Source organism: Enterobacter cloacae complex sp. IR5403 (assembly GCF_049238705.1).
Classification (GTDB): Bacteria; Pseudomonadota; Gammaproteobacteria; order Enterobacterales; family Enterobacteriaceae; genus Enterobacter; species Enterobacter hormaechei_C.
Genome location: NZ_JBMKHP010000003.1, coordinates 195480 through 214587, shown reverse-complemented (window position 1 = coordinate 214587; position 19108 = coordinate 195480). Strand labels below are relative to the sequence as shown.

At 55.8% G+C, this 19108-nt stretch carries 17 protein-coding genes; 9 read left to right on the top strand and 8 right to left on the bottom strand.

What is annotated here, in order from left to right; genetic code table 11:
• Positions 1-9: 9 nt before the first annotated feature.
• The 3 genes from ycfP to ACOTW6_RS06130 all read left to right on the top strand — a co-directional run bounded on the left by ycfP (position 10) and on the right by ACOTW6_RS06130 (position 2825).
• The gene (gene ycfP, locus ACOTW6_RS06140) at positions 10-552 is read left to right on the top strand and encodes an alpha/beta hydrolase YcfP (RefSeq protein ID WP_006809239.1); all 543 of its coding nucleotides are present in this window, start codon (positions 10-12) and stop codon (positions 550-552) included.
• 235 nt (positions 553-787) lie between these two features.
• The gene (locus tag ACOTW6_RS06135; protein ID WP_017693633.1) at positions 788-2092 is read left to right on the top strand and encodes an NAD(P)/FAD-dependent oxidoreductase; all 1305 of its coding nucleotides are present in this window, start codon (positions 788-790) and stop codon (positions 2090-2092) included.
• A gap of 193 nt (positions 2093-2285) precedes the next feature.
• On the top strand, positions 2286-2825 hold the full coding sequence (locus ACOTW6_RS06130) for a glycine zipper 2TM domain-containing protein (RefSeq protein ID WP_017384715.1): 540 nt from the start codon (positions 2286-2288) through the stop codon (positions 2823-2825).
• A gap of 60 nt (positions 2826-2885) precedes the next feature.
• On the opposite strand, the gene comR is transcribed toward ACOTW6_RS06130, so the two are convergent.
• Entirely contained in the window at positions 2886-3521 is a 636-nt protein-coding gene (gene comR / locus ACOTW6_RS06125) for a TetR family copper-responsive transcriptional repressor ComR (RefSeq protein ID WP_047051907.1), read from the bottom strand.
• A gap of 245 nt (positions 3522-3766) precedes the next feature.
• Between comR and bhsA the strand changes: the two genes are divergently transcribed.
• Positions 3767-4024 (top strand): multiple stress resistance protein BhsA, encoded by a 258-nt coding sequence (bhsA, locus tag ACOTW6_RS06120; RefSeq protein WP_006809234.1) that lies wholly within the window; start codon positions 3767-3769, stop codon positions 4022-4024.
• 77 nt (positions 4025-4101) lie between these two features.
• Here the strand turns inward: bhsA and ldtC are convergent, their stop codons facing one another.
• The 3 genes from ldtC to ACOTW6_RS06105 all read right to left on the bottom strand — a co-directional run bounded on the left by ldtC (position 4102) and on the right by ACOTW6_RS06105 (position 9877).
• Entirely contained in the window at positions 4102-5067 is a 966-nt protein-coding gene (gene ldtC / locus ACOTW6_RS06115) for a L,D-transpeptidase LdtC (RefSeq protein WP_023303432.1), read from the bottom strand.
• A 144-nt stretch (positions 5068-5211) separates the two neighbouring features.
• On the bottom strand, positions 5212-8658 hold the full coding sequence (gene mfd / locus ACOTW6_RS06110; RefSeq protein WP_213788622.1) for a transcription-repair coupling factor: 3447 nt from the start codon (positions 8656-8658) through the stop codon (positions 5212-5214).
• Between the two features lie 145 nt (positions 8659-8803).
• Complete coding sequence (locus tag ACOTW6_RS06105) at positions 8804-9877, bottom strand: acyltransferase family protein (RefSeq protein WP_213788623.1); 1074 nt, start codon at positions 9875-9877, stop codon at positions 8804-8806.
• 256 nt (positions 9878-10133) lie between these two features.
• On the opposite strand from ACOTW6_RS06105, the gene lolC reads away from it, so the two are divergent.
• From lolC to cobB, 5 genes are read left to right on the top strand one after another with little or no spacing between them, the layout of a single operon-like run.
• A complete protein-coding gene (lolC, locus tag ACOTW6_RS06100; protein WP_213788624.1) occupies positions 10134-11333 on the top strand; it encodes a lipoprotein-releasing ABC transporter permease subunit LolC in 1200 nt (399 codons plus the stop codon).
• Positions 11326-12027 carry a lipoprotein-releasing ABC transporter ATP-binding protein LolD gene (gene lolD, locus ACOTW6_RS06095; protein ID WP_015570809.1) on the top strand — a complete coding sequence of 234 codons (702 nt, stop codon included), beginning with the start codon at positions 11326-11328 and terminating at the stop codon, positions 12025-12027. The genes lolC and lolD overlap by 8 nt, the downstream gene beginning before the upstream one ends.
• On the top strand, positions 12027-13271 hold the full coding sequence (gene lolE / locus ACOTW6_RS06090) for a lipoprotein-releasing ABC transporter permease subunit LolE (RefSeq protein ID WP_017384711.1): 1245 nt from the start codon (positions 12027-12029) through the stop codon (positions 13269-13271). The genes lolD and lolE overlap by 1 nt, the downstream gene beginning before the upstream one ends.
• 54 nt (positions 13272-13325) lie before the next feature.
• The gene (gene nagK, locus ACOTW6_RS06085; RefSeq protein WP_213788625.1) at positions 13326-14237 is read left to right on the top strand and encodes an N-acetylglucosamine kinase; all 912 of its coding nucleotides are present in this window, start codon (positions 13326-13328) and stop codon (positions 14235-14237) included.
• A 14-nt stretch (positions 14238-14251) separates the two neighbouring features.
• Positions 14252-15073 (top strand): Sir2 family NAD+-dependent deacetylase, encoded by an 822-nt coding sequence (gene cobB, locus ACOTW6_RS06080; protein WP_006809226.1) that lies wholly within the window; start codon positions 14252-14254, stop codon positions 15071-15073.
• 34 nt (positions 15074-15107) lie between these two features.
• Here the strand turns inward: cobB and potD are convergent, their stop codons facing one another.
• Genes potD through potA form a run of 4 tightly spaced genes read right to left on the bottom strand, consistent with a single transcriptional unit; the run spans position 15108 to position 18916 of the window.
• Positions 15108-16142 (bottom strand): spermidine/putrescine ABC transporter substrate-binding protein PotD, encoded by a 1035-nt coding sequence (gene potD, locus ACOTW6_RS06075; RefSeq protein WP_047051916.1) that lies wholly within the window; start codon positions 16140-16142, stop codon positions 15108-15110.
• Positions 16139-16930 carry a spermidine/putrescine ABC transporter permease PotC gene (potC, locus tag ACOTW6_RS06070; protein ID WP_015570805.1) on the bottom strand — a complete coding sequence of 264 codons (792 nt, stop codon included), beginning with the start codon at positions 16928-16930 and terminating at the stop codon, positions 16139-16141. Before potC ends, potD begins: the two co-directional genes overlap by 4 nt.
• Positions 16927-17784, bottom strand: a complete 858-nt coding sequence (potB, locus tag ACOTW6_RS06065; RefSeq protein ID WP_017693625.1) for a spermidine/putrescine ABC transporter permease PotB — start codon at positions 17782-17784, stop codon at positions 16927-16929. Before potB ends, potC begins: the two co-directional genes overlap by 4 nt.
• Entirely contained in the window at positions 17768-18916 is a 1149-nt protein-coding gene (gene potA / locus ACOTW6_RS06060) for a spermidine/putrescine ABC transporter ATP-binding protein PotA (RefSeq protein WP_176758408.1), read from the bottom strand. Before potA ends, potB begins: the two co-directional genes overlap by 17 nt.
• Positions 18917-19108: the final 192 nt, after the last annotated feature.

Below are 19108 nucleotides of genomic sequence, written 5' to 3'. Positions count from 1 at the left end.
GGTGAGACGATGATCATCTATTTACACGGTTTTGACTCAAACAGTCCTGGTAATCATGAGAAAGTGCTGCAATTGCAGTTTATCGATCCGGATGTCCGGCTGATCAGTTACAGCACGCGTCATCCGAAGCATGACATGCAGCATCTGCTTAAAGAAGTGGACAAAATGTTGCAGCTCAATATCGACGATCGCCCGCTGATCTGCGGCGTGGGTTTGGGGGGATACTGGGCAGAGCGCATCGGTTTTTTGTGCGATATCCGTCAGGTCATTTTTAATCCTAACCTGTTTCCAAACGAAAACATGGAAGGCAAGATCGACCGTCCGGAGGAGTACGCCGATATCGCAACCAAATGCGTGAGCAATTTCCGTGAAAAGAACCGCGATCGGTGTCTGGTGATCCTTTCCCGCAACGATGAAGCGCTGAACAGCTCCCGCGCCGCCGAGCTTCTGCACCATTACTACGAAATTGTCTGGGACGAAGAGCAGACCCACAAGTTCAAAAACATTTCCCCGCACTTGCAGCGTATTAAAGCCTTTAAAACGCTGGGCTGATCTCCCTGAACCTGATAAAGGCCCGGTACGTGAAAGCGTACCGGGCCTCTTTTTTGTCAGAGTTGTCTACTTTTAAACCATCAAAATTGATACATATCAATTTTGGTATGACCAATGCGCCTGACGTGCTATTCTCAATGAATCTGAATGGTTTCAGCGCAGTAACCTGTTGTTAATTAAGGGTTATTTATATAACTTTTAATTAACAATTGGTTAATAATTTGAGGGGGTCACGTTGACTACACCATTGAAAAAGATAGTGATTGTCGGCGGTGGTGCTGGCGGACTGGAGCTGGCGACACAGCTGGGTAAGAAGCTGGGGCGCGGTAAGAAAGCCAAAATCACGCTGGTGGATCGTAACCACAGCCACCTGTGGAAGCCGTTACTGCACGAAGTGGCGACCGGGTCGCTGGATGAGGGCGTGGATGCGCTGAGCTATCTGGCGCACGCGCGTAACCACCACTTCCAGTTCCAGCTGGGTTCGGTGGTAGATATCAATCGTGAAAACAAAACCATCACGCTGGCTGAGCTGCGTGACGATAAAGGCGAGCTGCTGGTTCCTGAGCGCAAACTGGCCTATGACACGCTGGTGATGGCCCTGGGCAGTACCTCCAATGATTTCAACACCCCAGGCGTAAAAGAGCACTGCATCTTCCTGGATAACCCGCATCAGGCGCGTCGTTTCCATCAGGAGATGCTTAACCTGTTCCTGAAGTACACCAACAACATGGGTGCTAACGGCAAGGTTAACATTGCTATCGTGGGCGGCGGGGCAACGGGCGTTGAATTATCGGCGGAGTTGCACAATGCGGTCAAACAGCTGCACAGCTACGGCTACAAAGGGCTGACTAACGAAGCGCTGAATGTGACGCTGGTGGAAGCAGGTGAACGTATTCTGCCTGCGCTGCCGCCGCGTATTTCCGGCGCGGCGCACAACGAGCTGACCAAACTGGGCGTGCGCGTGCTGACCCAGACCATGGTGACCAGCGCGGATGAGGGCGGCCTGCATACCAAAGACGGCGAATACATCCAGGCCGACCTGATGGTCTGGGCTGCGGGGATCAAAGCGCCTGATTTCATGAAAGATATCGGTGGGCTGGAGACGAACCGCATTAACCAGCTGGTGACAGAGCCGACGCTGCAAACCACGCGCGATCCGGACATCTTCGCCATTGGCGACTGTGCCTCCTGCGCACGTCCGGAAGGCGGATTTGTACCGCCTCGCGCTCAGGCCGCGCACCAGATGGCAAGCCTCGTGCTGCATAACATCCTGGCGCAGATGAAAGGCAAACCGATGAAAGCCTATGTCTACAAAGACCACGGCTCTCTGGTGTCGCTCTCAAACTTCTCCACCGTGGGCAGCCTGATGGGTAACCTGATGCGCGGCTCCATGATGGTGGAAGGGCGCATCGCCCGCTTCGTGTACATTTCTCTGTATCGTATGCACCAGATTGCGCTGCACGGCTACTTTAAAACCGGCCTGATGATGCTGGTTGGCCGCATCAACCGCGTGATCCGTCCACGCCTGAAGCTGCACTAATTTCTCTCTCCCTCCGGGCCCTCCGGAGGGAATTTTTAGCACATCGTGCTGTGCATTTTGCTCCTGACGCTTAAGAGTTCTCTTAAACCCACGTTGTCCCGGCCAACAGCCCTGATTTTGATCCTTTATCTTATTGGCGAAGCGTTTATTGCGCTGCAAAATTGCTACCAATTGCAACAAAGGAGGAAGTCCCGTGAATAAATCAATGTTGGCGGGTATAGGGATTGGCGTCGCAGCTGCGTTAGGTGTGGCTGCCGTTGCCAGTCTGAACGTACTTGATCGTGGCCCGCAGTATGCGCAGGTGGTTTCCGCTACACCGATCAAAGAGACGGTCAAGACGCCTCGACAGGAGTGCCGTAATGTTTCTGTCACCCATCGTCGTCCGGTTCAGGATGAAAACCGTATCGCGGGCTCCGTGCTGGGCGCGGTTGCTGGTGGGGTGATTGGCCATCAATTTGGTGGCGGCCGTGGTAAGGATGTCGCGACGGTGGTTGGTGCGCTGGGTGGCGGTTATGCCGGTAACCAGGTGCAGGGCGCGATGCAGGAAAATGATACCTACACCACAACGCAGCAGCGCTGTAAAACCGTGTATGACAAGTCTGAAAAAATGTTGGGCTACGACGTAACCTACAAAATTGGCGATCAGCAGGGCAAAATCCGCATGGATAAAGATCCTGGTACGCAGATCCCTCTCGACAGCAATGGTCAGCTGATACTGAATAACAAAGTGTAAAAAAGATGTTCTCTGAACTTAGCTCCTCATGCGCTCAGGCTGAGGAGCTTTTTTTTTGCGTCAGAGTTTAAGAAGTTCAGGCCACAGGCGCAGCGTTGTTTGCGTAATCCCCTGCAATTTTTCCAGCGTCGCGCCTTCACGGGCGCTGATGGACATCCCCTGTAAAATACAGCTCAGATACTGGGCCAGTTCCTGCGGGCGGCAATGCGCAGGGATTTCGCCGCGCTGCTGACGCTGAGCCAGAAACGTGCTGAGCGTCTCCTCCTGCATCGCATGCCGCGATTTGACCGTGTTGGCAATCTCTTTAGAGGATGCCGCGAGGGTCGCGGAGGTGTTGATCATAAAACAGCCCGCAGGCGTGTCTTTGCTGGTATAGCAGGTCGCGATTGCCGAGAAATAATCCTGCAATGCCTGCTCAACCGTTTTTTCTTCGCAGAACAGCTGGGCTTCATGTTTTGCCGCGAAGCGCGAGATGTATCTGTCCAGAACGGCCCGGAATAAGCCTTCTTTGTTGGTGAACTCTGCGTACAGGGTAGGGGCTTTCGCGCCCGTTGCTTCCACGAGATCGGAAAGCGACGTAGCTTCATACCCATGCTGCCAGAAGAGCGTCATGGCCTTATCGAGCGCCGCATCCCTGTCGAACACTTTTGGTCGGCCACGGCTTTTCTTTGCGCAACGCGTGACATCGGTTGTCATGTGCCGTTGGTCCTCTGTTGTTTTGTTGAATAGTCATTATAAAAATAAACGTCTGCAACGACCAGCGGTGATTTCTGAAAAATAATTTAATTTTATCTTTATGAAATATAAGGCAAATGAAATTAATTTAACGACCATTATAAAAATCAGTTGACGTGTGATCTGGATCACATCTATCATTTACCTATCGATCGTTAACTAAATAACTAACGACCACTACATCATCTGCCTAAAGGTATAAAATCATGAAAAACGTTAAAACCCTCATCGCTGCCGCCGTTCTGAGTTCACTCTCTTTCGCAAGCTTCGCTGCTGTTGAAGTGCAATCCACGCCAGCAGACCAGCAGAAAGTCGGTACCATATCTGCCACTGCCGGGACTAACCTGGGCTCTCTGGAAGATCAGCTGGCACAAAAAGCTGACGAAATGGGTGCGAAATCATTCCGCATCACCTCTGTGACCGGTCCTAACACCCTGCACGGTACCGCAGTTATCTACAAATAAGCGTAACGCAACCCTCCGTTATGCCACTGCAATAAAAAACGCCCTGCTCATGCAGGGCGTTTGTCGTTATGACTTATTTACATCGACTGCTGAGCAACCTCATGATGCCGCGTGACATCGGTTGGCATCCCCGAGCGTGCTTCCATCGCCCGCTCCATCACCGCACCATCGGTGTTGGCATTCGTTTTAAAACTCACCATCGAGGCATTCAGATTAATCGGCAGCGTCTGCGGATCGTCATTGATGTTTTTCGATAGCGGCTGGTGGATCTCAACCAGACGAACGCCACCCGGCTCTTCAGACACTTTAATCGGCGTATTGATGATATTCACTTTCGTGCCAGGGGCGATCACGCGGTAGAGCGTTTTGATATCGTCATCGCGCAGGCGAATGCAGCCGGAGCTGACGCGCATCCCGATCCCGAAATCCGCATTTGTTCCGTGCAGAAGATAAACCCCACCGTATGCCGCCAGGCGAATCGCATGGTGCCCCATCGGGTTATCCGGACCAGCAGGCACCACGGCGGGCAGGTCGATACCTTGAGCTTTATAACGGGCGCGAATATTTGCCGTCGGGGTCCAGGTAGGATTAGCGCGCTTATCAGAGACGGTGGTGACCATGGTAGGCGTGAGCGTATCGCCCCCCAGCTGACCAATACCGATAGGGTAGACGGTCACTTCGTTCTTGCCCGGCGGGTAGTAATACAGACGCAGCTCGGCGAGGTTAATCACAATGCCCTGACGCGGCGCGTCCGGCAGGATGGTTTGCAGCGGAATCGTCAGTACGCTGCCCGCCCGGGGCACGTACGGATCTACCCCCGGGTTGGCCTGCAACAGCGCCAGGAACCCGACGTTATATTTTTTGGCAATCGCTTCCAGCGAACCGCCATCGTTTTCAACCACGTGAAAGCGGTTTTCACCTACGACGTTGCTGCCGGCAGGCGGAAGAGGCCAGGTATTGGCGCGAGCAGGGAGCGCGACGGCAACCGTCGCGGCCAGCGCAAACAGAGTTAACCAGCGGGTAAAACGCGAAGAAATCATCATTATCATAATCCATACAAATGATAAGGTTATTGTTTTATAAGGCGTTAATGATAATTATGGCGAATGTATAGTCGGGAAGTTCGGGCGAAGTGCAAAGAGTTTGTAAATTGTCCCCCCGCCAGCCGGGCGCTGGCGGGGAAACCGTTATGCGATGGCGTTCTCTTCCAGCTGACGCATAAAGTTACGCACCCAGTCCATGCGGGTTTTACGTTCCGTCAGATCCTGAGTAAATTTCAGGCGAGTCGGGCCATCAAGACGGAAATGCTGCGGCTGTTTTTGCAGGAGGCCAATCAGCCACATCGGATCGACGTGGTTCTTCTCGGCAAACTCAATGACGCCGCCTTTCTCATTGCCTTCAAGCTTGCGAATGCCCAGCTTCTGCGCCTGCTGACGCAGGCGGGCAATATCCAGCAGGTTGCGCGCCGCATCGGGCAATATCCCAAAACGGTCAATCAGTTCGACTTTGATCTCTTCCAGCTCGCCTTCGCTTTTCGCGCTGGCAATGCGTTTGTAGAACGACAGACGGGTATTCACGTCAGGAATAAAATCATCCGGCAGCAGAGAAGGCATGCGCAGTTCCACTTCGGTCTGCTGGCTGGTGAGATCTTCCAGAGACGGTTCACGTCCGGCTTTAAGCGCGTCGACGGCATTTTCCAGCAGCTCCATATACAGCGAGAAACCGATGGTTTCCATGGAGCCGCTCTGGTCTTCACCCAGCAGCTCACCGGCGCCGCGGATCTCCAGGTCGTGGGTCGCCAGCGCAAAGCCAGCACCCAGATCTTCCAGCGAGGCGATAGCTTCCAGACGCTTTTGCGCGTCGGTGGTCATCGCCTTCGGATGCGGCGTCAGCAGCCAGGCGTAGGCCTGATGGTGTGAACGCCCGACGCGCCCGCGCAGCTGGTGCAGCTGGGCCAGGCCGAAGTGATCCGCGCGTTCGATGATGATGGTGTTCGCCGTTGGAATGTCGATCCCGGTCTCAATGATGGTGGTACACACCAGCACGTTGAAACGCTGATGGTGGAAATCGTTCATCACCCGCTCAAGCTCGCGCTCGCGCATCTGGCCGTGACCAATGGCGATGCGCGCTTCCGGTACCAGTTCTGCCAGCCTGTCGGCGGCTTTCTGAATATTTTCAACGTCGTTATACAGGTAATACACCTGGCCGCCGCGCAGCACTTCGCGCAGGATCGCCTCGCGCACCACCAGATTGTCGTACTCGCGAACAAAGGTTTTCACCGCCAGACGGCGCGCCGGTGGGGTGGCGATTATCGACAGATCGCGCATGCCGCTCATCGCCATGTTCAGGGTGCGCGGGATCGGCGTTGCGGTCAGGGTCAGAATGTCGACGTCGGCGCGCATCGCTTTGATGCGCTCTTTGTGGCGCACCCCGAAGCGGTGCTCTTCATCCACGATCAGCAGCCCCAGATCTTTCCACTTCACGTCGCTTTGCAGCAGCTTGTGAGTGCCGATCAGAATATCAATTTTGCCTTCGCTTGCCTGTTCCAGGATTTGCGTCTGCTCTTTGGCGCTGCGAAAACGCGACAGCATCTCTATGCGTACCGGCCAGTTGGCGAAGCGGTCGCGGAAGTTGTCGAAGTGCTGCTGGGCGAGAAGGGTAGTCGGCACCAGCACCGCCACCTGCTTGTTATTTTCCACCGCCAGGAAAGCGGCACGCATCGCCACTTCGGTTTTGCCGAAGCCCACGTCACCGCAGACCAGGCGGTCCATGGCCAGCGGCTGGCACATGTCGCTCAGCACGGCGTTAATGGCCTGGGCCTGATCCGGCGTAGTTTCAAACGGGAAGCTGTCGCAGAACAGCTGGTACTGCTCTTTATCATGCTTAAACGCATAGCCCTCTTTGGCCGCGCGCTGGGCGTAAATATCCAGCAGCTCGGCGGCCACGTCGCGCACTTTTTCCGCCGCCTTCTGGCGCGCACGCGCCCAGGCATCGCCGCCCAGCTTATGCAGCGGCGCGTTGTCTTCCGCGCCCCCGGCGTAGCGGCTGATCAGATGCAGGGACGACACCGGCACGTACAGTTTGGCGTCGTTGGCGTAGGTCAGCATCAGGTATTCACCTTTGATGCCGCCTGCTTCGAGGGTGGTCATCCCCTGATAGCGACCCACACCGTGTTCAAGGTGAACGATCGGCTGGCCGGGGTGCAGTTCGGCCAGGTTGCGGATCAGGGTGTCCGGGTTGATGGTGCGACGGCTGTCCTGACGACGGCGCGCGACGCGCTCGCCCAGCAGGTCGCTTTCACAAATCAGCGCCAGGTTATTGAGCGTATCAATGAATCCGTGCTCGGCGGCGCCGATCATCAGGTAACGACCATTTCCGGTCGCTTCGCTCAGGCGAAGAATGCGCTTTGGCGCGACTTTGATCCGTCCCAGCAGTTCGCCCAGCGCTTCCCGGCGACCCTCACTTTCAACGGAGAAGACCACCGGCCCGGTGAAGGACTCAAGAAACTTGCGCAGATTATCCAGCGGCGATTTCTGCTGCGCCTGAACGGCCAGCTCCGGCAGCGTGCGGAAGGCGAGGTTGGTGTTCGCCGCCTTATCGGCAAGCGAATCGGTTTTGAGCTGCATGCGCGGCCAGCGCTTCAGCTCGGCGTTGAGCTCGTCGGTACGTAGCCACAGCGCTTCCGGCGGCAGCAGCGGACGCATCGGGTCAACGCCCCGGTTTTCGAAGCGGGCGCGCGTTTCGCTTTCAAAGCGGCTGGCGCTGGCGTCGATATCGCCGGTGTTTACAATCAGGGTATTCGCCGGGAAGTAGCTGAACAGGGCGGGCAGCGGCTCGCTGAAGAACAGCGGCTGCCAGTATTCGATTCCGGCCGGGAGCGTACCTTTGCTGACCTGCTGGTAGATATGTTCTGCATCACGCTTTACGTCGAACCTGTCGCGCCACTGGCTGCGGAACAGCTCGATGGCGGTTTTATCCGTCGGGAACTCATGGGCGGGCAGCAGATTAATGGAGTCCACTTCCTCCAGCGTGCGCTGGGTGTCGGCGTCGAACACGCGCAGGCTGTCGATCTCATCATCGAAGAAATCCAGACGATATGGCCGATCGCTGCCCATCGGATAGAGATCCAGCAGCGCACCGCGCGTCGCGTATTCGCCGTGCTCCATCACCTGGTCGACATGACGATAGCCGGCTCCGTCCAGCTGCACGCGCAGGGCATCGCGCGACAGGCGCTGGCCTTTTTTCATCACCAGCGCATGGCCGTGCAAATAGCTGTGCGGACAGACACGCTGCATCAGGGTATTCACCGGCACAATCAGCACGCCGCGCTGCATGGTGGGAAGCTGATACAGCGTCGACAGGCGCGAGGAGATAATCTCCTGGTGCGGAGAGAAACTGTCGTAGGGAAGCGTTTCCCAGTCGGCCAGGCTGAATACCAGGCTGTCGGTGAACTGACGAATTTCGTCGTGCAGGCGCAGAGCGTTTTGCATGTCCGGGGCAACCAGCACCACCGGCCCTGGATGCCGCTCGGCAATTTCTGCCACCAGCGTGGCGCAGGCCGCGCCTGTCAGTTCGCCCAGCTGGCGTTGGTCACCTGCTTTTACAGGCAAAGAAAAACGATAGTGTTCAGGCATGGCTATGTCAGAGTCTCTTGGGGATATACCAACAGTATTGGGGCATATCACTGATACGCAATGTCTTTATTATCCTCGATCGTTATGCATAAGCAAATCGTAACCGCACAAGAGGGAAAGTGCCCCCGGATGGGGGCCGAGGAGATTAACGGGTAGCAGTCTGTGGTGAAAGCCGCGCGGGAGGGGAGAAGAAAAGATCGCCAAAGAGAGCGGTCGAGAGCTTACGTGCCCCCAGCCCAACCAGCGTGCAGACGAGCAGGCTGATAAACGGATAGACCAGAATCAGCGTTAACTCCGCCCAGATCGGCCAGTACGCCGCATTCATTTCGCGGATCAGGAGCAGGCTAAACGCCTCAATTAAAATGCGGTGGGTGGTATAAATCGCGATGGTGTTTGAACCGATGACGTTCAGCAGATTATTGGGATGAACGGCATAACGCTGCTCGAAGCTGTAAAAGAGCTTCATGATAATCACGATTGACAGCAGAGAGAGCGGCAGAGGGACGTTAGCGAACCACAGCACCACCGACACCGCGCCAGAGGCGATGAGTATCAGCCAGCTGCGGCGCAAATTCATCCCTTTCATCCACGCCATCAACTGCGCGCCGTACCATGCGCCGAGGCTGTAGTAGACCATGTTGCGCACCACGCTGTTCATTCCCCACCACGGTAACGGCAGGAAGTTGATGGCGATGCTTGCCAGCGCCAGAAGCCCCAGCATCGGCAGTTTCCAGCGGCTCAGCAGCTTACAGAGCGTAAAGTAGACCACTAAGGCGTACAAATACCACAGGCTGGTGCTGGCCGTGAGCATTCCCAGTACAAACCCTGAAACGGAATCGGCGTAGGCCGCATTGGATGATGTCGCCAGTTCTCGCTCGGGGGCGAGCCAGGCATTCAGATGGGTCAGCGCCTGCCATTGCAGGACGCCCCACAGGGCCAAAACCCAGACAATGCTCCAGATCCGCTTGTCGAGACTGGTGCGCCAGTTCACCTCGTCAATATATCGACGAATCAAATAGCCGGAGATAAAGAAAAACACCGGCATACGGAACGGGGCAAGGTAAAGATTGAAGTAGACCCAGCATTTGGCGAGCAGGCCCGATAACGGATGCTGTAGCCCGTCCAGGTGAGGATAAAAGGTGATCACCGAGTGGTAAATCACCACCAGGCAGATGCACAGACCTTTTATCTGGTTAATCCATAATGCTTTTTGTTTCATTGTGCGTGACGACCATGTTGCCATAAACGAAAGGTCGATTGTTGTAAAATGAAACCCTGATGTAACGGGTAACAGTCTGTATCAGGACGATTTTCGGAAAAGGTGGAGGCTGTCTGGCGGAAGTTCGGTCAGTAGCATGATGATTTATCTGAATTTTTCGGAAAAATGATTACCGAATCTTACGGTTTCAGTCATTTACGCTTAGCGGATTCGCTTATATACTCGTGGGTCTGCTATCAGCAAACAGACGGATTTCATGTATCAACCTGTCGCACTCTTTATAGGCTTACGTTACATGCGTGGGCGCGCCGCGGACCGCTTCGGTCGCTTTGTCTCCTGGCTTTCGACTATTGGCATTACGCTTGGCGTGATGGCACTGGTGACGGCGCTTTCCGTCATGAACGGCTTCGAGCGCGAGCTGCAAAACAATATCCTGGGGCTGATGCCGCAGGCCGTTCTCTCTTCCACTCAGGGCTCCGTTAATCCGCAACAGCTGCCGGAAAGCGCGGTGAAGTTACAGGGGGTCACGCGCGTTGCGCCGCTCACGACGGGCGATGTGGTGCTGCAAAGCGCCCGCAGCGTGGCGGTCGGGGTGATGCTGGGTATCGATCCGGCGCAAAAAGATCCGCTGACGCCGTTCCTGGTCAATGTGAAACAAACCGACCTGGAAGCGGGTAAATACAATGTCATCCTTGGCGAGCAGCTTGCCGGGCAGCTCGGGGTCAACCGTGGCGATCAGCTGCGCGTGATGGTGCCGTCAGCCAGTCAGTTTACGCCGATGGGACGTCTGCCAAGCCAGCGCCTGTTCAACGTGATTGGCACGTTTGCGGCGAACAGCGAAGTTGATGGTTACCAGATGCTGGTGAACATTCAGGACGCCTCGCGTCTGATGCGCTACCCGGCGGGAAATATCACTGGCTGGCGTCTGTGGCTTGATGCGCCGCTGAAGGTGGATACCCTTAGCCAGCAGACGCTACCGGAAGGGACGAAATGGCAGGACTGGCGCGACCGGAAGGGCGAACTGTTCCAGGCCGTGCGCATGGAGAAAAACATGATGGGGCTGCTACTGAGCCTGATCGTGGCCGTTGCCGCGTTTAATATCATCACCTCGCTCGGGCTGATGGTGATGGAGAAGCAAGGCGAAGTCGCCATTCTGCAAACCCAGGGGCTGACACCGCGCCAGATCATGGCGGTATTTATGGTCCAGGGTGCCAGCGCTGGCATCATTGGCGCGCTGCTCGGCGCGGCGCTGGGGGCGCTGCTCGCCAGCCAGCTCAACAATCTCATGCCGATTATCGGCGCGCTGCTTGATGGCGCGGCGCTGCCGGTGGCTATCGAGCCGCTCCAGGTGGTCGGTATTGCGCTGGCCGCGATGGCCATTGCGCTGCTTTCTACGCTTTATCCTTCCTGGCGGGCTGCCGCCACTCAACCCGCTGAGGCTTTACGTTATGAATAAGATCCTGTTGCAGTGCGACAACCTGTCCAAACGCTATCAGGAAGGCACTGTGCAGACCGACGTGTTGCACAATGTGAGTTTTAGCGTGGGCGAAGGCGAGATGATGGCGATTGTCGGCAGCTCCGGCTCCGGTAAAAGTACGTTGCTGCATCTGCTTGGCGGGCTGGACACGCCAACCGAAGGCGATGTGATCTTCTCCGGGCAGCCGCTGAGTAAAATGTCGTCTACGGCGAAAGCCGAGCTGCGTAACCGCGAGCTGGGCTTTATCTACCAGTTCCACCATCTGCTGCCGGACTTTACGGCGCTGGAAAACGTGGCGATGCCGCTGCTGATTGGTAAAAAGAAACCTGCGGAAATTAATGCCCGCGCCAGCGACATGCTAAAAGCGGTAGGGCTGGGTCATCGCGGGAATCACCGTCCGTCTGAGCTTTCCGGCGGCGAGCGTCAGCGTGTGGCCATCGCCCGTGCGCTGGTCAACAACCCGCGTCTGGTGCTGGCGGATGAACCGACAGGTAACCTCGATGCGCGTAACGCAGACAGCATTTTCCAGCTTCTCGGCGAACTGAACGCCGCGCAGGGAACCGCGTTTCTGGTGGTCACCCACGATTTACAACTGGCTAAGCGGATGGGGCGTCAGCTGGAAATGCGCGACGGTCGTCTGAATGCTGAACTGACGCTGATGGGAGCGGAGTAATGGCTTCACCGTTATCGTTACTCATCGGGTTACGCTTTAGCCGCGGTCGTCGCCGGAGCGGGATGGTATCCCTTATCTCCGTGATCTCCACCATCGGTATCGCCCTGGGCGTGGCGGTGCTGATCGTGGGCTTAAGCGCCATGAACGGCTTTGAGCGTGAACTGAATAACCGCATTCTGGCCGTTGTCCCCCACGGTGAAATTGAGCCGGTTAACCAGCCGTGGTCCAGCTGGCGTGATGCCCTTAACAAAGTGGAAAAGGTGCCCGGCATTGCGGCGGCTGCACCTTACATCAACTTTACCGGGCTGGTAGAGAGCGGGGTAAACCTGCGCGCCATTCAGGTGAAAGGGGTAAATCCTCGTCAGGAAGAGCGTCTGAGCGCGCTGCCGCGCTATGTGCAAAATGGCGCATGGGCAAACTTTAAGGCTGGCGAGCAGCAGATCATCATGGGCAAAGGCGTTGCCGATGCGCTGAAGGTGAAGCAGGGCGACTGGGTCTCGATCATGATCCCGAACGCCAGCGCCGATCACAAATTGCAGCAGCCTAAGCGCGTACGTCTGCACGTCACCGGTATTTTGCAGCTGAGCGGCCAGCTCGATCACAGCTTCGCGATGGTGCCGCTGGAAGATGCGCGCCAGTATCTCGATATGAGCGACAGCGTGACGGGCATTGCCATTAAGGTTAACGACGTCTTCAACGCCAATAAACTGGTGCGTGACGCCGGCAGCGTGACCAATAACTATGTCTACATCAAAAGCTGGATCGGCACTTACGGGTATATGTACCGTGATATCCAGATGATCCGCGCGATTATGTATCTGGCGATGGTGCTGGTGATTGGGGTGGCGTGTTTTAATATCGTCTCGACGCTGGTCATGGCCGTTAAGGATAAGAGCGGCGACATCGCCGTGCTGCGTACCTTAGGGGCGAAAGACGGTCTTATTCGCGCCATCTTCGTCTGGTACGGTTTGCTGGCGGGGCTGTTTGGCAGCCTCTGCGGCGTGGCGATCGGCGTGGTGGTTTCCCTTCAGCTGACGCCGATTATCAACGGGATTGAAGCGCTTATTGGCCATCAGTTCCTGTCAGGCGATATCTATTTTATTGACTTCCTGCCGTCTGAACTGCACTGGCTGGACGTTATTTATGTGCTGGTTACAGCACTTTTACTGAGTCTGCTGGCAAGCTGGTATCCGGCGCGTCGCGCAAGCCGAATTGATCCGGCGAGGGTATTAAGTGGCCAGTAATTTCGTCATGGTTTAGCGGTCTTTTGGCCGCTGAATCAAACAGAGGAATGCATCATGTATTACGGATTTGATATTGGCGGCACCAAGATTGCGCTCGGCGTGTTCGATAAAGACCTTAGGCTACAATGGGAAACCCGCGTACCCACGCCGCGCGAAAGCTACGATGAATTTTTAACCGCCATTGCCGCGCTGGTGGCGCAAGCGGATGAACGCTTTGGCGTCAAAGGCAGCGTCGGCATTGGTATTCCGGGTATGCCCGAAACCGACGACGGCACGCTGTATGCAGCCAACGTTCCTGCCGCCAGCGGCAAACCGCTGCGTGCCGATCTTTCTGCTCTCCTTGAGCGCGACGTGCGCTTAGACAACGATGCCAACTGTTTTGCTCTCTCAGAGGCCTGGGACGACGAGTTTCGTCGCTATCCGCTGGTGATGGGGTTGATCCTCGGAACCGGTGTGGGGGGCGGGATAGTCATTAACGGTAAGCCCATTACCGGGCGCAGCTACATTACCGGCGAATTTGGTCATATCCGTCTGCCGGTGGATGCGCTGGATGTTGTCGGACGTGATTTCCCGTTGATCCGCTGCGGTTGTGGTCAGCACGGTTGTATTGAGAGTTACCTTTCAGGTCGTGGGTTTGCATGGCTTTATGAACACTTCTATCATCAGAAACATGACGCCCCCCAAATCATTACCCTGTGGGAACAAGGGGATGCGCAGGCGCGAGAGCACGTTGAACGCTATTTCGACCTGCTGGCCGTGTGCCTGGGGAATATCCTGACCATCGTCGACCCGGATCTGCTGGTGATCGGGGGAGGGCTGTCAAATTTCACTGCGATTACGGAACAGTTGTCCGGGCGTCTGCCCCGACATTTATTGCCGGTCGCCCGCGTGCCGCGCATTGAGCGTGCGCGACACGGGGACGCAGGAGGCATGCGCGGAGCCGCATTCCTTCATCTCACCGATTAGTTTACGAGGTTATTATGCTGTCGCGTCGCCAGGGTCGACTCAGCCGTTTTCGCAAAAATAAACGCCGCTTACGTGAACGCCTGCGTCAGCGGATCTTTTTCAGAGACAGGATGATGCCAGAAGCGATGGATAAACCCAGAGTGGTGGTGTTGACCGGGGCGGGGATCTCCGCCGAATCCGGTATTCAGACCTTCCGCGCGGCGGACGGACTGTGGGAAGAACACCGAGTTGAAGATGTGGCGACGCCGGAAGGTTTCGCCCGCGACCCGGCGCTGGTGCAGGCGTTCTACAACGCCCGCCGTCGCCAGCTTCAGCAGCCGGAGATTGCGCCGAATGCGGCGCACCTGGCGCTAGCAAAGCTGGAGGAAGCGCTGGGGGATCGTTTTCTGCTGGTCACGCAGAACATCGACAATCTTCACGAAAGGGCCGGAAACCACAACATCATTCACATGCACGGCGAACTGCTCAAGGTGCGGTGCGCATGGAGTGGTCAGGTGCTGGACTGGAAAGAGGATGTGCTGGACGAAGACCGCTGCCACTGCTGTCAGTTCCCTTCGCGTCTGCGTCCGCATGTGGTCTGGTTTGGCGAAATGCCGCTGGGAATGGATGAGATCTACAGCGCCCTGGCCATGGCGGACGTCTTTATCGCCATTGGTACTTCGGGACACGTCTATCCGGCGGCGGGATTTGTTCACGAAGCGCGACTGCAAGGTGCCCATACGGTGGAGCTTAATCTGGAGCCAAGCCAGGTCGGGAGCGAATTTGAAGAGAAGCATTACGGTCTGGCGAGCGAGGTGGTGCCAGCCTTTGTGGATAAACTCCTGAAGGGGCTGTAAGAGTAACGGGCGACATTGCGTCGCCCGTTATGCATTAACGGCCTGCTTTTAGCTTCTGATAATACTCTTCATACAGGCGGCTCGCGTCACCGACGTCGTTCTGCCATTCCCCTTTGCTGATGGTTTCAGCGTCCGGATAAAGCGATTTATCATTCGCCACTTCAGGGCTAAGCAGCTTCCGCGCGGCCAGGTTTGGCGTCGGGTAGCCGATAGTTTCCGCCACCTGTTTTGCCACATCCGGGCGCAGCAGGAAATTGATCAGCTTCAGGGCACCCTCGACGTTTTTCGCATTCGCCGGGATCGCGAGGCTGTCCATCCAGAAGATGCCGCCCTCTTTCGGCCAGACCACCTCCAGCGGCGTCCCGGCCTGACGCGCCACAAACGCAGAGCCGTTCCAGACCATACCCAGATTCACTTCACCTTCCATATACGGGTTAGCCGGGTTATCCGAGTTGAACGCCGCCACGTTTGGCATCAGCTTTTTCAGTTCGTTATAGGCCGCTTCGATCTCTTTCGGATCGGTGGTGTTACCGGAATAGCCTAGTTTACGCAGCGCAACCTGGAACACTTCGCGCGCATCGTCGGTTAACAGCAGGCTGCTTTTGTATTCCGGCTTCCACAGGTCAGCCCAGGATGAAACCGTTTTTGGATCAATGGCATCGCTGTTGACGCCAATTGCCGTCGCGCCCCAGATGTACGGAATGGAGTAGTCGTTGTTCGGGTCGAACGGCTTGTTTAGCATTTCAGGATCGAGGTTAGAAAAATTGGTTAGCTTCGTTTTGTCGATCTTCTGGATCATGCCTTCTTTGCGCATCTTGTCGACGAAATAGGTCGACGGCACCACCAGGTCATACGCGCCATCTTTATAAGTTTTGAGCTTGGCGTACATAGTTTCATTCGACTCGTAGGTCGAATAGATCACCTTGATGCCCGTCTCTTTGGTGAACTGCTCCAGCAGGCCCGGCGGCACATACTCGGTCCAGTTGTAGAAATAGAGCGTTTTGCTGTCATCAGCATGCGCGGCGCCCATGCCGAGCACCAGTGCCGCAGCGGCAAGCATTTTTTTCATTTCTGTGTCCCCTGAGATTTTGTTTTATCACGAGCAATAACCTGGCTGGCAATCACCAGAACCAGCGATAACACCAACAGAATAGTCGCCAGCGCGTTCACTTCGGGTGAAACACCGACTTTAACCATTGAGTAGATCTTCAACGGCAGAATTTCATAGCTCGGCCCGGTAACGAAGGAGGACACGACCACGTCGTCCATCGACAGGGTAAAGCTGAGCAGCCATCCTGCTGCCACGGCGGGCATCGCCAGCGGCAGAATGATTTTGCGCAGGATGGTCATCTCGCTGGCTCCCAGATCTTTCGCCGCTTCCAGCATGCGTACGTCGAACCCTTTCAGACGCGCGTAGACGGTTACCACCACAAACGGCAGACAGAAGGTGATATGCGAGAACAGCAGCGACCAGAAACCGAGCTGGACGCCCAGCAGCATAAACAGCACCAGCAGTGAAATGGCCATCACGATATCCGGGGACATCATCACCACAAACAGCATGCCGCTGACGAACGGCTTACCGCGAAAACGGTAGCGGTACAGCGCCACGGCGGTCAGTGAGCCAATCAACGTCGCGAAGGTGGCAGAAAATACCGCCATCGTCAGCGAGTGCTGAGCGGCCTGTAGCAGGCTGTCATTGTTCATCAGCAGGCCATACCATTTGGTGGTAAACCCTTGCCAGTTGATCCCGAAGCGTGAGCTGTTAAAGGAGTTCACGATCAAAATGATTATCGGAATATAGAGATACGCATAAATGGCGGTCATAAAACCGCCGCGAAGCAGTCGACCGATCATTCCAGCTCCACCTTCTTATTCAGCAGGCGTGAGGCACGCCAGTAAACCAGCAGCATCAGCCCCATCACCACCGTCAGCGTTATGCTGGTGGCCGAGCCGAACGGCCAGTCGCGGATGTTCAGGAACTGGCTTTTAATCACGTTACCGATCAGCAGGTTTTTCGCCCCGCCCATCAGGTCCGAGACGTAGAACAGGCCCATCGCAGGCAGCATGACCAGCAGACAGCCGGCGATAATACCCGGCATGGTCAGCGGAATAATGATGCGGACAAAGGTTTGTAACTTACTGGCGCCCAGGTCTTTCGCCGCTTCCAGCAGCGGTTTATCGAGCTTTTCAATGCTGGAGTAGAGCGGCATCACCATAAACGGCAGCAGGATATAGACCAGGCCGACAATCACCGCGCCCGGGGTGAACATGATGCGGATCGGCGTCTCGATCACCCCCAGCCACAGCAGAAACTCGTTCAGATAACCTTTGGTGCTGAGGAAGATTTTCAGCCCGTAGATACGGATTAACGAGTTGGTCCAGAACGGCACAATCAGTAAAAACAGCAGCAGCGGCCGCACTTTTTGCGGCAGGCGGGCCAGGAACCAGGCGAATGGATACCCCAGCACCAGACAGGCGAGGGTGGCAATCAGCGCCATATTGAGCGAGTGCAGCAGCACGTCAAAATAGAGCGGATCGAGCAGGCGTGCGTAGTTGTCCAGCGTAAAGACCATCGCCACGAAGTTCGCGTCGTCGCGGGTCAGGAAGCTGGTCACGATGATCATCAGGTTGGGAAGAAAGACAAACAACACAAGCCAACCGACGATCGTGGCAATCACCACATTCTGGAACTTACTTGTGTTCTTCATCAGCCAGTACAACCTCCCAGCTTTCTACCCAGTTGATGACCATTTTCTGATCCAGCGAGTGGTCAAAGTCCGGATCGTCCTCGTTAAAGAACTCGCTGACCATCACCATTTTGCCGTTTTCCAGTTCCACAACGGATTCGAGGGTCATCCCTTTGTAGTTGCGTTCGCGAACGTAACCGATCAGACCTTCGACGTCAGCCGTGTCGTGGATCTCATCAACGCGGAGATCTTCCGGGCGCAGCAGGACGTTGAGCTTCTGCCCCTTCTCGACGGCAAAGTTGACGGTAATATTGCATTCGCGGCCTTCTACGTTGGCGCGCACGCGCTGCTCGTCCAGATGCTCAATCACCGTGGCGTTGAAAATATTGATTTCACCAATGAAGCTGGCGACGAACAGGTTTTTCGGCTCTTCGTAAATTTCACGCGGGGTGCCATCCTGCTCAATCTTGCCGTCGCGCATCACCACGATACGGTCTGACATGGTCAGGGCTTCTTCCTGATCGTGCGTGACAAACACGAACGTGATGCCGAGCTTACGCTGAAGCGCTTTTAGCTCGTTCTGCATCTGCTTGCGCAGCTTGTAGTCCAGCGCGGAAAGGGATTCATCCAGCAGGAGCAGGCGAGGTTTGTTGACCACGGCGCGGGCAATGGCCACACGCTGCTGCTGACCGCCGGAAAGTTGATGCGGCTTGCGCTGGGCAAACTCTTCCAGCTGCACCATGCGCAGGGCTTCGGTGACGCGGGGCGGGATCTCGCTGGCCGGTGTTTTTTGCATCCGTAGGCCAAACGCCACGTTCTCAAACACGGTCATGTGCGGGAACAGGGCATAGCTCTGAAAGACGGTATTGACGTGGCGATCTTCGGCAGGAACCTGGGTAATGTCCTGGTTCTCAAGATGGATATGGCCGTTATCGACGCTTTCCAGCCCGGCGATAAGGCGCAGGACGGTGGTTTTGCCGCAGCCGGAGGGGCCGAGCAGCGTGAGAAACTCACCGTCATTGATGGTCAGATTAAGGTCGGAAATGACATCTTTGCCATCGAAACTTTTACGAATTCGTTCCAGTTGCACCAGCGGTGAAAGGGAACGGGGTTGTGTATTCAATTTTCGCGCTGTCCCATATAGACGCCTCAGGCAGCAGACTGAAGCGGGGTTTGTGTGTAACCACCTTGGTGACTCGTAATGAGGGCGGACATTCTACGGCAAACCCATTGAATCGCCAATCCTTCTCACTTATTCATAAGCTACATTTATTAACGCACAACGATATAAACGTAAAAAGTTCTCGTTTGCGGGATAAAAGTGACCTGACGCAATATTTGCGTT

What these genes read in the sequence shown, in the direction of transcription:
- ycfP (WP_006809239.1), top strand. Translation starts at nt 10, where the DNA reads ATGATCATCTATTTACACGGTTTTGACTCAAACAGTCCTGGTAATCAT.
- comR (WP_047051907.1), bottom strand. Translation starts at nt 3,521, where the DNA reads ATGACAACCGATGTCACGCGTTGCGCAAAGAAAAGCCGTGGCCGACCA.
- bhsA (WP_006809234.1), top strand. Translation starts at nt 3,767, where the DNA reads ATGAAAAACGTTAAAACCCTCATCGCTGCCGCCGTTCTGAGTTCACTC.
- ldtC (WP_023303432.1), bottom strand. Translation starts at nt 5,067, where the DNA reads ATGATGATTTCTTCGCGTTTTACCCGCTGGTTAACTCTGTTTGCGCTG.
- mfd (WP_213788622.1), bottom strand. Translation starts at nt 8,658, where the DNA reads ATGCCTGAACACTATCGTTTTTCTTTGCCTGTAAAAGCAGGTGACCAA.
- ACOTW6_RS06105 (WP_213788623.1), bottom strand. Translation starts at nt 9,877, where the DNA reads ATGAAACAAAAAGCATTATGGATTAACCAGATAAAAGGTCTGTGCATC.
- lolC (WP_213788624.1), top strand. Translation starts at nt 10,134, where the DNA reads ATGTATCAACCTGTCGCACTCTTTATAGGCTTACGTTACATGCGTGGG.
- lolD (WP_015570809.1), top strand. Translation starts at nt 11,326, where the DNA reads ATGAATAAGATCCTGTTGCAGTGCGACAACCTGTCCAAACGCTATCAG.
- lolE (WP_017384711.1), top strand. Translation starts at nt 12,027, where the DNA reads ATGGCTTCACCGTTATCGTTACTCATCGGGTTACGCTTTAGCCGCGGT.
- nagK (WP_213788625.1), top strand. Translation starts at nt 13,326, where the DNA reads ATGTATTACGGATTTGATATTGGCGGCACCAAGATTGCGCTCGGCGTG.
- cobB (WP_006809226.1), top strand. Translation starts at nt 14,252, where the DNA reads ATGCTGTCGCGTCGCCAGGGTCGACTCAGCCGTTTTCGCAAAAATAAA.
- potD (WP_047051916.1), bottom strand. Translation starts at nt 16,142, where the DNA reads ATGAAAAAAATGCTTGCCGCTGCGGCACTGGTGCTCGGCATGGGCGCC.
- potC (WP_015570805.1), bottom strand. Translation starts at nt 16,930, where the DNA reads ATGATCGGTCGACTGCTTCGCGGCGGTTTTATGACCGCCATTTATGCG.
- potB (WP_017693625.1), bottom strand. Translation starts at nt 17,784, where the DNA reads ATGAAGAACACAAGTAAGTTCCAGAATGTGGTGATTGCCACGATCGTC.